We start from the raw sequence: 12,727 nt of genomic DNA, 5'->3' as shown, positions 1-12,727 counted from the left end.
CATGACACTTTACGCCCGGACTCTGTCTGTTCTCAGGAAACCTAAACCGGCGATCATAGCCGGATGCGCTCTGTTCATAGCGGCGCTTTCGACCTCTGCGGCGGCTATGGTTGTTTATGATCCGACCAACTATGCGCAGGCCGTCAAACAGGTACAGGCCTGGACGCAGCAATATAACCAGATGCGTCAAAGCCTTGAGCAGGCCAAAGCCACTTATGACACGGTCAGGGCACAGGTGGATGCTGTCACCGGCGCACGGGGTTTCGGTGACCTGTTTAATAATCCGGGCTTACGTCACCTGATCCCGACGGATCTGTCAAACACGCTGGAGTCCCTGAATGCCACGGGCCTGCTTTCCGGCAAGGCCCTGACGATCCGTAACGCGTCTGCCCTCTATGACTGCGGCGACATTACCAATCCCGATGCCCGTATATCCTGTCAGGTCTTGCTGAACCAGAACGCTCAGGCAATGGCGTTTCAGCAGGATACGATGGTGATGCTGACCCAGCGCACAACGCAGATAGAAAGTCTGCGGGCGCAGATCAACCAGACACAGGATCCCAAAGCCATTGCGGAGTTACAGGCCCGGCTGGCGGTTGAAGAGGCCCAGATTGCCAATGACCAGAACAAGATTCTGATGGCAAACGCCATGTTTGAATCCAGCCGCCGCGCTGCGATCCAGGCGCAGGCCGAGCGCACAAACGCCCTGATGGCGACCAATAAGCCGTCCGTTCTCAATGGTTTTGATTTCACGACGGTCAGCTATCAGCGTCCGTCCGGCAAGGCAGAGTGACGATGCTTAAGCGAACTGTACAGCCTGAACAGGCACAGGCCTTTTTCGGTGCGGGGCTTGACTGGGAATCTGACCGTCTGGCCCGCATTGAGCGAAGCGAGAAGCGGGCCTGGCTGATCACCTTCGTGTTGTGCCTGATCACGGCTATTCTGGTCGTGGCCATAGTCAGCCTTCTGCCCCTGAAACGGGTCGTGCCCTATGTCTATTCGATAGACAAGCAAACCGGCCAGCTGACACTGATGGATGCGGCAGGACAGAGGCAGATTACGGCCAGTCAGGACGTGCTCGACAAGCATTTTACCAATGCCTATGTGCTGGCCCATGAATCCTATGACTGGAAACTGTTGCAGACGGATTTCGACAATACGGTGGCGTTTTCAGCACCGCGCGTGGCGCAGGCCTATGCCGCCCGATTCAGCGGCGAGAATGCTGTAAACAAGGTCTGGGGGCCGACCATTGAACGCAAGGTGACCATCACCTCCATTCAGTTGGCGCCTGACGCGGTAAGCCAGAAGGCTGTGGTACGTTACAGGGTGCAGCAACGCGATCTCCAGACAAACAATCTTGCCACGCCGGAAAGCTACATCGCGACCCTGACCTATGAATATCACCCGCAGCGGACGGGTAAGGAACAGGATCTGATAAAGAATCCCTTGGGATTTACGGTCACAGCCTTCCGCGCTGATCCCGAGATTGGCGGTGTGCCGGTGAACCTGCCGGGAACGGAGGGCGTGCGATGAGAGCGCTGGCTTTGATAGTGGCAGGTAGTCTGACGGCGGGTGTCGCCTCAGCCGCTTCGGCTGTGCCGACTGATCCGCGCATCCGCAGCGTGGACTATATCGAAGAGGGTGTGATTGCTGTGCCGGTATCACGCGCGGTCGTTACCCGTATCGTACTGGAGCGCGGCGAGAAGATCGTTGCCGCCGCAACAGGTATTCCGTCAAAATGCGATAATGAGGCCCATGTCTGGTGCATAGTGGCTGATGCCAATGCCAATGAAGTGTGGGTCAAGCCCAAGACGGGGGCGTCAAAGAATAATCTGGAGCTGAAAACCGACCGGCGGGACTACAGTATCGACCTGATGGTCGGTGCCACGACCACCTATCGGGTCATCATCCGGCACCCTAAGACGGAAGCGCTGCCGGAACCCTCCGACACCCCGCCGGATGAAGTTGCCGTGGTCGAAGATCGTCTTAAAGGCACACAACCCGTGGCGCGGAACCTCAACTACACCCTGCAATCCAACGGTAAGGGCGCGGACATCACACCCAAAGCCGTCTTCGATGACGGGGTGTTCACCTATTTCCGCTTTCCGGGGAACAGTGAACTGCCGACCATTTTTGTCATCGGCTCGGATGGCAGGGAAGCCCGCGTCAACTTCACCATGCAGGACGATCACATGGTGGTGCAGAAACTCGGTCGCCGGTTTGTCCTGCGTCTGGGGAAATCCGTCGTTTCCGTCTGGAATGAAGATTTCGATCCGCAGGGTGTAGCGCCGGTAGGCGGTACAACGGTTGCCGGTGTACGCCGTGAAATTCTGGGAGAGGCCCAATGACCACGGAAAACACCGGCCCTCTGTCTTCCCTGCCGGAAAAGGGCACTGCTTCTGTAAATGACACCTCTTCTGAAGAGATAGTCAGCGTCAATGAGAAGGGCCGCCGCCAGAACGGGCAGGCCGGACCGCTGCTGATGATCGGTGGCGTGGCGGCGGTCGTGCTGGTCGGAGGCCTTCTGTCGCTCAATGTTCTGAAAGCGAAGCTGTCTGGCTCTGGAACCAAACCGGCAACAGAGGCGTACGCGCCGGTAAGCATGACATTTGATGCCGAAACCCCTCCGGCCTTGCCGGGGGAGAGTACCCATCAGACGGGTAATGTTCAGCCGCTGTGTCGTGACGGATCACCGGGCAATGAACTGCGCGGCGCCGATGGTGTGGCCGTCCGTAGCGCCAATGGTCAGATTGTCAGGGTCTGCCCCGACGGTCAGGTTGTGCGTCACGCACCGGCACAGACCCAACCAATTCCGGTGCAATCTGTTCCGGTAGCGGGGCAGGCTTATCAGCCTCCGGCCGGTAGTGTTCCAGACACGCAGCGTCTTGTGCAGACGCCGGACGGTTTCATGATGCTTAATGACGGCACATATAGCCAAACGCAACAAGGTCTGGCGACTGAGATGATGGCCATTATACCACCCACACAGGCCACGGTGGCGCAGTCCCGTACGGAAGGTCTCCTGACCGCGCCACCGCGCTCGGGTACGCTGGAGGCTGAACTGATCCCGTCGCGTACGCCTCTGGTACAGGCCACACGCATCACCAACCCCCACATGCTGCTGCCAAAGGGCCGGTCAATAGACTGTGGCCTGTCGATGCGCATCAACTCGTCATTGGCCGGACAGGCCAGTTGTGTCGTGACACAGAATGTCTATTCGGCCTCGGGCAAGGTGGTGCTGATCGAACGCGGCAGCGAGGCCGTAGGGGAATATCGCTCAGGCGCGACCCTGGGCCAGAAACGCCTGTTTGTGGTCTGGACACGGATCATCACACCGTCGGGTGTCGTCATTAATCTGGATTCCCCTGCGGCCGATGAACTGGGGTCGACCGGCATGACAGGTAAGGTGGATAACCACTGGTGGGAACGCATCGGAGCGGCCTTCCTGTTATCGACCGTTCAGGACGCCATCCAGTATGGTATTGCGCAGGAGCAGGCCAAGTCCGGCGGTTCAACCGTTGTTTTTGGCAATACGGCCCAGACCGGTAACACCATGGCGGATCGCGTGCTTCAGCAGTCGATCAATATTCCGCCGACCCTCTATAAAAATCAGGGCGATCGGGGCGTGATCTATGTGGCGCGCGATCTGGATTTTTCCAATGTCTACAGACTCCGTGCAGACTAGCGCCTTCGGCCGCGATACGGCGGTGCGGGAACTGCTGCGCCCACTGGAGCCGTTTTTCCGGCTTCAGGGCGTGACGGAGATCGTCATTAATCGTCCCGGTGAGGTGATGTTCGAGCAGGGGGCCGACTGGCACACGCAAACGGTCTCTGACCTGTCAGCGGAGCGTCTGAACAGTCTGGTGCGGGCCATTGCCACCTTTACCGATCAGGACATAGGCCCGCGTCATCCGATCCTGTCGGCGATCCTTCCCGATGGTCAACGGGTACAGATCGTGGTGCCGCCTGCCGTTGCGCCGGAAACCATCAGCCTGTCCATTCGTCTGCCGTCAGGGACTATCCGCGCACTGGATGACTATGAGACAGAAGGGGCGTTTGACAGATTTGTGTGGGCCGTGCCTGATAGTACGTCGCCTGCACTGGCAACGGTCGATCGGGAACTTGTGGCGCATCTGGCTGCCCGCAATCTGAAAGCCTTTCTGACCAGCGCGGTTAAGGGGCGGCGCAATATGGCCATTGTCGGGGATACGGGCAGTGGCAAGACCACGCTGATGAAAAGCCTGTGCCAGCACATTCCGCCCGATGAACGGATCGTCACCATCGAGGATGTACGCGAGATCGATCTGCCGTCTCACCGGAACAAGGTACATCTCCTCTATTCAAAAGGTGGGCAGGGGGTGGCGAAGGTGACACCCGCCGATCTGATCGCCGCCAATATGCGTATGCGGCCCGACCGTGTGCTGCTGGCCGAACTGCGCGGTTCGGAGTCGTTTGATTTCCTCAAACTTCTGACGACCGGCCACAGCGGGTCGATCACCTCCTATCATGCCGAAAGCTGTGCCCTGGCCTTTGAGCGCTATGTACTGATGGCGAAGGAGCATCCGAATGCGGCGATCTTTGATGCGGAGGGTCTGAAACGGCTGGTTACACTGACGCTGGATATTGTCGTCCATATGCGCAGTGAGATCGTCACTCTAACCAATGGTGAACGCCGCAAACTCCGGTTTGTCAGCGAGGTGCATTACGATCCGGTGGCTAAACTGGACACCCGTTTCGGTGTCCGTCAGGTGACAACAGGGCCGGAGGCAGTGCTTTGAGCCAGCGCCGCAAACCGTGGATCACGGGTCTGATCGCGACAGGTGTGGTTTTATACCTGATCCTCGCTGTCCTGGCCGCCCTGTGGCTGGCCGGGTGTCTGTTCTTCCTGCTGCACAAGACCCTGCCTCAGGGGGTGACGATCGGAACATGGCTGTCCTATGTGCAGCCCTATTGGGCGGATGACCGGCAGAGGGGGCTGTTACTTCTGAGTATCTTCCTTGGTGGCATAGTCGCCTTCATGCCCGCCTTTATCTTGTCGGTTGCGCTCAGTCGTGACAGCCGCGAACTGCACGGGTCTGCGAAATTTGCCGCACCGGCCGATGTGGCGAGAGCCGGACTGACGGGGAATGCCGGCATCATTGTCGGTAAATATCGGGGGCGGTTTCTGCAGTTTCCGGGGCAACAGTTCTGTCTTCTGGCCGCACCAACCCGTTCGGGCAAGGGGGTCAGTTTCGTCATCCCTAATCTGCTGAACTGGCCGCAATCCTGTGTGGTGCTGGATATCAAGCTGGAAAACTATCTTCTCACCTCGAAGTTCCGGGCCAGACATGGCCAGGCGGTTTATCTGTTCAATCCCTTTGCCGAAGACGGGCGCACCCATCGCTGGAACCCGTTGGATGGTATCAGTCGCGATGAGCATTTCCGTGTCGGGGATCTGCTGACACTGGCCTCAGGCCTCTATCCCAGTGTGGCGGGTGACAAGGATGCCTTCTGGCAGGACAGTGCCAAAAACCTGTTTCTCGGTCTGGCGCTGATGATCATGGAAAGTCCGGAACTACCTCTGACCTTAGGCGAAATCCTGCGTCAGTCCGGCGGTCAGGGGAAGGGCCTGAAGGACTATCTGGCCGAACGTATCAATGCACGGGTGGCTACGGAAAAGCCCTATTCGGCCGACTGTCTGAATGCGCTTAACCGGTTTATGAGCGCTTCTGAAAACACGCTGGCCAATATCATCAGCACCTTCACAGCGCCTCTGGTGTTGTTCGCCAATCCGCTGGTCGATGCGGCGACCTCGGCGAGTGATTTCGACATCAGTGAAGTGCGCGACCGGAAGATGACCATCTATATCGGTATCCAGCCGAACCGGCTGGCGGAGGCCTCGCTTCTGATCAACGTGTTTTTCAGTCAGCTGATTAACGTCAATACGAAGACATTGCCCTCTGAAGACAAACACCGGCTGCAATGTTTGCTGATCCTCGATGAGTTCACGGCCATGGGCCGGATCGGGATTGTGGCGAAGGCCAATGCCTTTATTGCCGGATATAATCTGCGTCTGCTGACCATCATCCAGAGCGTGGCCCAGCTTGAATCCGTTTATGGTCCGAATGACGCCCGCACCCTGATCACCAACCATGCCATGCAGGTGCTGTTCACCCCGCGGGAACAGAGAGACGCCAATGCCTATAGCGAGATGCTGGGCTATTATACGCTCAAGGCCACCAGTAAGGGCCGCTCGACCAATCGCGGTATGAATGGTGGCGGCTCAAACAGTGAAAACACCTCAGACCAGCGCCGCGCCCTGATGCTGCCGCAGGAACTCAAAGAACTGCCGGAAGCAGAACAGATCATTATCTGCGAGAATACACGACCGATCCGCTGCGAGAAGGCGCGCTATTACAGCGAAGCTGTTTTCATGGATCGTCTGAAAGCGCTCAGTCCTGCCTTGAGTGCCATAAAGGGGCTTCCGGACAGGGCACAGTTTGAAAATGCTGCCTTTGTGAAACGCGAACTGGCTATGCCGGTACCGGTACTGGATATCGACACGCATCTGGCCAGGGTGCAGCAACGCCTGCGGCCCCTGACGCTTGATGACGGCATTGATCTGAAGACACTCGACCTCGACCTGTCGAAAATCCCTGCACTGGATGACTCTGTGAATCCAACAGATGACGATCTGAACCGGATGCTTGACGGGGCCTTTGAAGCCATGGGCGTCGATACACAGGCGGTCATGTTGCAGATGTTCGGCGATATCCCCGAAGACGAAACCCCGAACCAAATCCTGATGGAGGCCTGATGACAGCCCGACTGACCCTCATCCTTATGGCAAGCCTGTATCTGACAGCCTGCAGTTCTGCCGCGCCACAGGCACCATTGGGCACCTATAAGCGTCCGGCCAACAGCCCCGAAACTGTGGGTGAACTGTCGAAGCCGCAAGCCGGTCGGACTGACGCCTCTTTGGCCACTTCCGGACAATAGGCGCAGAACCATGGCACAGGAACCGGATATTGATGCGTTGAGCGTCTCTGTTGCTCAACGGCTGAAAGAAACGCCGTGGGCGCACATGGAATCGCCTGATGAGGATGTGCGTGAAAGCCTCCATAATCGTGTCTCCCTGATCCGTGAGGATTTGGCGAAGATCGCACGCGTTGATCCCAACCGCGCCTTGCGTATCTGGGATCTGAATGTCCCTGACGAGAAAGAGCGGCAAGCCGAACAACCGGCACTGGACAGACCGGCAGACCCCGACAATACAATAAGCGATGCTATAGGCCGGAAACGGCGGGCGAGAGCAGCCTCCGGCCTTAAACAGGGCGAGAAAGACATGGAAGGGGCAGAGCAAACCTCTGACCTTGCGTCTCCCTCTGAACCGGCCACAGAGCGTTCTGAGGATCGACAGGCCCAAAAACAGGCTGATCGCCAGAGAATGCTGCTGGAAAACCTGCACAAACGTTATCTGATCGCGGGGGATACCTATCACTTCCGTGACAAGGATCAGGCGTTGGCCTTCAGCGCCGAAGAGAAAAAGCTGGTCACCAGACTGGAGGACCCCGCCGTCATCACCTCCATGCTGGATCTGGCGGAAACACGGGGGTGGGTCGATATCAATCTGACCGGTACGCAGGACTTTAAACGTGAAGCCTGGTTGCAAACACAATTACGCGGCATGAAGGTCAAGGGCTATAAACCGGACAGGATCGATCTGGCCCGTCTGGAAGACCAGAAGACAGAGTATAATCGGCAGGGTAGGGGTCATAGCACCGGTGTTGATCGTGCTCAAAAGACCGGCAAGGGGTTTGAAGGGAAAGACATAGCTGCCGGTAATGAGCCGCGTCCTGAACTCACCCGTGGCCAGCAACAGATTGTCCAGATACTGGAGACTGTCATGGCTGATCGCGGTGACAGTCCCGAAGCTATAGCCAGAGCCAAAGAACTGGCCACTGAGCGATTTCGGAACTGTCGTATCCATGTGGGTAAACTGGTGGAAACCGGCACCGCGCCCTATCAGGATAAAACAGGAGAAAAGCACAGCCATTTTGTCACCCTTGAAGACGAACAGGGCAAAAGGTCAAAGGTCTGGGGTGTTGACCTGCCAAGGGCTGTGGAGGCATCAGGTGCACAGGTCGGTGATAAGATCGTTCTGGCTTTCGCGGGACAGAAGCCTGTGACGGTCGATATGCCCGTTCAGGACAGTGTCGGTAAGATAGTTGGCTATGAAACAAAAGAGGTTATCCGCAATAGTTGGGACGCGGCAAGGTTCGACCGGTTGCGTGAGGATGCCAGGGTTCGTGTTAATGAGGCAGTAAAGAGTGCGGACAATCCCTCAAAACTGAAAATTTATGATAAGGGGCTACCAAGTCGGATCGTGCCGCAGCCTGTCAAGTTACCTCAACGACCTTCTCAGGAAAAGATGATATAAGCGTAAGGAGGAAAGGGTAAAACGCGGAAATTATAAGTTAATATCAGACTCTGTTTGAGCTTCAACTGTCAGTATTTGGTTTATGATTGATTGTTTCAATCTACAGATTTAGCTGTTGTAAAATACTGCTGCCTCCGCGCGCGGAGGCAGCTGACCTGCTCCCCATTTCTTGGCCACCCGAAACTGGAACTTCCGGGGGTTAGGGCTCAGGGTGCGGCTGGCACCGCTGGGCCGGAAACGAGTGATATCGGGGGTTTATTGCCGATGGCACTATGGGGGCGGACTTCATTGTAGTCCTTACGCCAAGACTCCATCTTTTCGCGGGCGTCGTCAAGACTCATGAACCAGTGCGCGTTCAGGCACTCCGCCCGGAACTTGCCGTTGAAAGACTCGATAAAGGCGTTGTCCGTTGGCTTTCCGGGCCGCGAGAAGTCGAGCGTGACGCCCTTCTGGTAGGCCCAGAGGTCAAGGTCACGAGAGATAAATTCCGAGCCTTGATCAACCCGAATGACCCTTGGGTAGCCAACGCGCTTACAGGCCTCTGCACATTAAAGGGGCACCGGATTACGGTAGGGGCGGAGTGAAGCACGGCCTCGACTGGGATGTCGCTGTCAGATTTACGGTCCATATCCAGAAACACTCTTGACCCTCTAGTAGCTACAGACTGTATGGCCCGGCACGTATTCATTTGCCGAGGTCGATCGTGCGTACTTTCAAACAATTTCTCGCCCGAAGCACGGCGCTTGCCGCGCTCACCGCGCTCTCGCTGTCAGCAGCGTCGTCAGTGTCCGCCCAGAGCCGCGAAGAACATGAGGAGCACGACGAGGACGAGGTGACGGAAGTCATCGTCCAGGCGACGCGCGCCGGGCGCAAGCTTCAGGACGAGCCGATCCGTGTCGAGGTCATCAACCGCGATGAGATCGAAGAGAAGATCGCCATGATGCCCGGCAACATAGCGATGCTGGTCAGCGAAACGCCCGGTATCCGTGTGCAGGTGACGTCGCCGTCGCTGGGGGCTTCCAATATCCGGATGCAGGGCATGAAGGGGCGCTACACGCTTCTGGGGTCGGTTCCGGCTCGGGGCGGAATGACACCCTAAGCGTTTGCCTCCGTGGGCCAGAGATATTCGCCGGTGAGCAGGATGTGCGCCCAGCCCAGAGGAGAGATATGGGCTAAGAGCTCGGGCGGGACATCAAGGCCCTCGTTTCGTCGTTCGACCACGGCGTGGCTGAGATGGACGGTGTTCCAGTAAATGATGATCGCCGTGAGCAGGTTCAGCCCAGCGATCCGGTAATGCTGCCCCTCCGTGGTTCGATCCCGGATTTCACCCTGCCTGCCAATGCGCAAGGCATTCTTGAGTGCATGATGAGCCTCGCCCTTGTTGAGGCCGATCTGGGCGCGCCGCTGCATATCGGTGTCGAGAATCCACTCTATAATAAAGAGAGTGCGCTCGACGCGTCCGATCTCGCGCAGAGCCGCCGCCAAATCGTTCTGTCGGGGATAGGACGCCAGTTTCCGGAGCAACTGGCTCGGCCTGATCTTGCCGGCAGCCATCGTGGCGGCGCACCGGAATAGATCAGGCCAATTTGCGACGATCAACTCTTCCCGGATTTTGCCGCCGACCAGGCCGCGTAAATCCTTCGGCGTTGCTGCGGGGGCGAACACGTAGAGCCGTTTCGATGGTAAATCACGAATACGCAGGATGAGGCGATAGCCAAGCATGGCGCTGATGCCGAAGAGGTGATCGGTAAAGCCGGCCGTATCGGCATATTGCTCTCTAACCTGCCGACCTGCCTCATTCATCAGCAAGCCGTCGAGGATGTACGGTGCTTCGCTGACCGTTGCGGGAATCGTCTGTGACGCAAACGGCGCGAACTGGTCATTGACGTGGGTGTAGGCTTTCAGCCCGGGTTCATTGCCGTATTTGGCGTTGACCATGTTCATGGCCTCGCCCTGCCGGGCCGACGGGAAGAACTGACCATCGCTTGATGCAGTCGTGCCCGTGCCCCAGAACCGGGACATCGGAAGCTTCCCCTGCGCGGTCACCACCATTGCCAGCGCCTGGTCCATAGCCTCGCTCTCGACATGCCAGCGGGCGAGGCGCGAGAGCTGCCAGTAATCATGTGTGTTTGAAGCTTCCGCCATTTTTCGGAGGCCAAGATTTAGTCCTTCGGCGAGAAGGACGTTCAGCAAGCCGACCCGGTCGGCGCATGGCGCTCCGGTTCTCAGATGGGAGAAGGTGTCGGAGAAGCCAATCGCCTTATCAACCTTCAGCAAGATGTCCGTGATCCGCGCCGCCGGCATTCGACGATAAAGATCGAGAACAAGCTCCTCTGCGTTTTCGGGAACGTCCGCGGTGAGCCGATCGATGCGCAGCGTTCCATCTTCGATGCTGCCATGGGGAATAGTCCCATCCCGAGCGGCACGCGCCAGCCGCTTCAAACCGTCCGCAAGACGGGCTTTGCGATCTGTCAGCCAGGCTTGAGGATCAATGGGAACTGCCAGCTTGGCGTTTGCCTGCGCCGAGGTTAACGGTACAAGGACCTGCTTGAGATCACCGTATCGGCGGGAATGATCGAGCCATATGTCACCCGATCGGAAAGCATCGCGAAGATGGAAGAGGACCGCAACCTCCCATAAGCGGTTGTCATTCCCATCTTGCGCGCGGAGATGACGATGCCATTTCGAATTCGGTCGCAAGAAGGACACACTGGTTGGTGTCGGCGCACGCGTTTCACCGATGGCTTTCGCAGCTACAATCAATGGTTCGGCTACCGGCGCGGCCTTGAGCCTCAGGCATCGTAACATCCTTGAAGCATATCGACGGAAGCGATGATAACCTTGTCCTACATGAGCGAGTGGCTCGTCTGCCAACGTGCTGGTAAGCTGCGTCCCTGCCGCGACCAATTGTTCAAGTTGATGCCATTCAGCTGATCGCGCCAATACATTTTCCAGCGGAACGCCATCGTCGCGGGCTTCCAGCAATGAGGCTCCCAACGCCGTGAAAGCGCGAAGCGTATCAGTGACGGCCGCTTTGGAACTGGCAATCCGCTCGTCATGAAGTCGTTTGGCTTCCCGCCAGGTTTTCCCGACGATGCGGTCGTGGGTCTCGACGATGGCGTCGGCAATTGCCGCTTCCCATTCGACGGCGCAAACGGCGAGGATCGCGCAGCCCGTCAGTGAAATAGCGCTCGCCTTGCCGACACAGGCGCGCGATGCGGTGTGGCGGGATACCCACGAGGATCTGAGGATCGATCTTCAGACCGCGCAGGAGCTCCAGCCGATCAAGCAAGCGGTTCGCTGACGCGGAATTGCTGCCGACCTCGAACTGGCGAAGCCAGATGAAGCGGCTGATATTTCCGTTCACCATTTCAGTCAGAAGCCCGTCCAGGCGCTCACGCGCATCAAGGTCGAGCCGGTCGGCAATTCGTGTCTCGATGCGTCGCTCGGCGGCAACGAGAGCATCCGCGCACAGGCGCTCTATCGTGGACACCGCTGGCAGGATCGTCACCATTTTCCTGCATTGCGAGACGAAGCGCTGCGCCAGATCTTCGTTGGACCTGGCATCTTCGGCCTGATCGAAAAGCCAGTCTCGCAAATCGCGGGCGCCACGGCCTGCGAACGCCTTGTAACCGTAAATCTCGCGCAAGGCTTCCATATGCTGCTGACGAGTTTGGCGGCGAGTGGCGTAAGTGAGAAGCGCATCGGCCGGAACACCGAGTTGCGCTCCGATGAAGGACAGAACTTCTTGCGGGATCAGCTCGCCGGGTGTCAGCGCACGACCGGGATAACGAAGGGCGCAGAGCTGTAAAGCGAACCCGAGCCGATTTTCCGGTCTACGCCGTTCACGGATATGTTCCAGATCGTCGTCGGCCAGTGTGTAATGCCTGAGCAACAACAATTCGTCGGTTGGCAAGTCGAAGAGTGCCGAGCGCTGTCGCTCGGTGAGAATATGTCGTCGTGGCATACCAGAATTGTCCCCATTGAAGTTTAGTCTGTTTTGGACAACAATTGGCCCCTACAAATCAAGGTCTTCCGGCACAAAAATCCACGAGGGTTCAATTGGGACAGCGCGCCGCCATCTATTGCCGTGTCTCGACAGCTGATCAGTCCTGTGAACGACAGGAGCGAGATCTCACTTCCTTTGCCGAGCGTGCCGGCTACACGATCGCCGGTGTCTACAAAGAGACGAGCTCCGGAGCGAAGCTGGATCGAGCCGAACGGAAGAAGGTCATGGCGCTCGCCCAGGCCAGAGGCATCGATCTGGTTCTGGTCACCGAACTTTCCCGATGGGGACGATCTACGATC

10 protein-coding genes and 2 pseudogenes are annotated in these 12,727 nt (G+C 57.7%); 10 read left to right on the top strand and 2 right to left on the bottom strand.

The window, feature by feature from the left end; genetic code table 11:
* Position 1: 1 nt before the first annotated feature.
* The 8 genes from E5201_RS14525 to E5201_RS14490 are packed head-to-tail and all read left to right on the top strand — an operon-like array spanning position 2 to position 8,419.
* The gene (locus E5201_RS14525) at positions 2-793 is read left to right on the top strand and encodes a TrbJ/VirB5 family protein (RefSeq protein ID WP_140987173.1); all 792 of its coding nucleotides are present in this window, start codon (positions 2-4) and stop codon (positions 791-793) included.
* Between the two features lie 2 nt (positions 794-795).
* Positions 796-1,533 (top strand): VirB8 family type IV secretion system protein, encoded by a 738-nt coding sequence (locus E5201_RS14520; RefSeq protein WP_140987172.1) that lies wholly within the window; start codon positions 796-798, stop codon positions 1,531-1,533.
* On the top strand, positions 1,530-2,348 hold the full coding sequence (locus E5201_RS14515) for a TrbG/VirB9 family P-type conjugative transfer protein (RefSeq protein ID WP_140987171.1): 819 nt from the start codon (positions 1,530-1,532) through the stop codon (positions 2,346-2,348). The genes E5201_RS14520 and E5201_RS14515 overlap by 4 nt, the downstream gene beginning before the upstream one ends.
* A complete protein-coding gene (gene virB10, locus E5201_RS14510; RefSeq protein ID WP_140987170.1) occupies positions 2,345-3,685 on the top strand; it encodes a type IV secretion system protein VirB10 in 1,341 nt (446 codons plus the stop codon). The genes E5201_RS14515 and virB10 overlap by 4 nt, the downstream gene beginning before the upstream one ends.
* Positions 3,660-4,778, top strand: coding sequence for a P-type DNA transfer ATPase VirB11 (virB11, locus tag E5201_RS14505; RefSeq protein ID WP_140987169.1), 1,119 nt, complete (start codon positions 3,660-3,662; stop codon positions 4,776-4,778). Before virB10 ends, virB11 begins: the two co-directional genes overlap by 26 nt.
* Positions 4,775-6,796 carry a type IV secretory system conjugative DNA transfer family protein gene (locus tag E5201_RS14500; protein ID WP_140987168.1) on the top strand — a complete coding sequence of 674 codons (2,022 nt, stop codon included), beginning with the start codon at positions 4,775-4,777 and terminating at the stop codon, positions 6,794-6,796. The genes virB11 and E5201_RS14500 overlap by 4 nt, the downstream gene beginning before the upstream one ends.
* Positions 6,796-6,978 (top strand): hypothetical protein, encoded by a 183-nt coding sequence (locus E5201_RS14495; RefSeq protein WP_140987167.1) that lies wholly within the window; start codon positions 6,796-6,798, stop codon positions 6,976-6,978. The genes E5201_RS14500 and E5201_RS14495 overlap by 1 nt, the downstream gene beginning before the upstream one ends.
* A gap of 10 nt (positions 6,979-6,988) precedes the next feature.
* Positions 6,989-8,419 (top strand): LPD7 domain-containing protein, encoded by a 1,431-nt coding sequence (locus tag E5201_RS14490; RefSeq protein WP_140987166.1) that lies wholly within the window; start codon positions 6,989-6,991, stop codon positions 8,417-8,419.
* 206 nt (positions 8,420-8,625) lie between these two features.
* Here the strand turns inward: E5201_RS14490 and E5201_RS14485 are convergent.
* Positions 8,626-8,955: pseudogene (locus tag E5201_RS14485) on the bottom strand (integrase core domain-containing protein); the annotation flags it as partial.
* A gap of 167 nt (positions 8,956-9,122) precedes the next feature.
* Between E5201_RS14485 and E5201_RS14480 the strand changes: the two are divergent.
* Positions 9,123-9,518, top strand: coding sequence for a TonB-dependent receptor plug domain-containing protein (locus E5201_RS14480; RefSeq protein ID WP_246050817.1), 396 nt, complete (start codon positions 9,123-9,125; stop codon positions 9,516-9,518).
* Here E5201_RS14480 and E5201_RS14475 read toward each other — a convergent pair.
* Positions 9,515-12,386, bottom strand: a pseudogene (locus E5201_RS14475) (Tn3 family transposase). The gene E5201_RS14480 and the pseudogene E5201_RS14475 overlap by 4 nt on opposite strands.
* 95 nt (positions 12,387-12,481) lie before the next feature.
* On the opposite strand from E5201_RS14475, the gene E5201_RS14470 reads away from it, so the two are divergent.
* Positions 12,482-12,727: recombinase family protein (locus tag E5201_RS14470; protein WP_140987164.1), on the top strand; the 246-nt coding region annotated here is incomplete at its 3' end.

Source organism: Asticcacaulis tiandongensis, from assembly GCF_006475605.1.
In the GTDB taxonomy this organism is placed as follows: Bacteria; Pseudomonadota; Alphaproteobacteria; order Caulobacterales; family Caulobacteraceae; genus Asticcacaulis; species Asticcacaulis tiandongensis.
Note: the sequence above shows the minus strand (reverse complement) of the source record. Positions and strands in the feature narration are given on the sequence as shown.

Excerpts from the sequence above, each read along its gene's own strand:
- E5201_RS14525 (WP_140987173.1), top strand. The coding sequence starts at position 2 with ATGACACTTTACGCCCGGACTCTGTCTGTTCTCAGGAAACCTAAACCG.
- E5201_RS14520 (WP_140987172.1), top strand. The coding sequence starts at position 796 with ATGCTTAAGCGAACTGTACAGCCTGAACAGGCACAGGCCTTTTTCGGT.
- E5201_RS14515 (WP_140987171.1), top strand. The coding sequence starts at position 1,530 with ATGAGAGCGCTGGCTTTGATAGTGGCAGGTAGTCTGACGGCGGGTGTC.
- virB10 (WP_140987170.1), top strand. The coding sequence starts at position 2,345 with ATGACCACGGAAAACACCGGCCCTCTGTCTTCCCTGCCGGAAAAGGGC.
- virB11 (WP_140987169.1), top strand. The coding sequence starts at position 3,660 with ATGTCTACAGACTCCGTGCAGACTAGCGCCTTCGGCCGCGATACGGCG.
- E5201_RS14495 (WP_140987167.1), top strand. The coding sequence starts at position 6,796 with ATGACAGCCCGACTGACCCTCATCCTTATGGCAAGCCTGTATCTGACA.
- E5201_RS14490 (WP_140987166.1), top strand. The coding sequence starts at position 6,989 with ATGGCACAGGAACCGGATATTGATGCGTTGAGCGTCTCTGTTGCTCAA.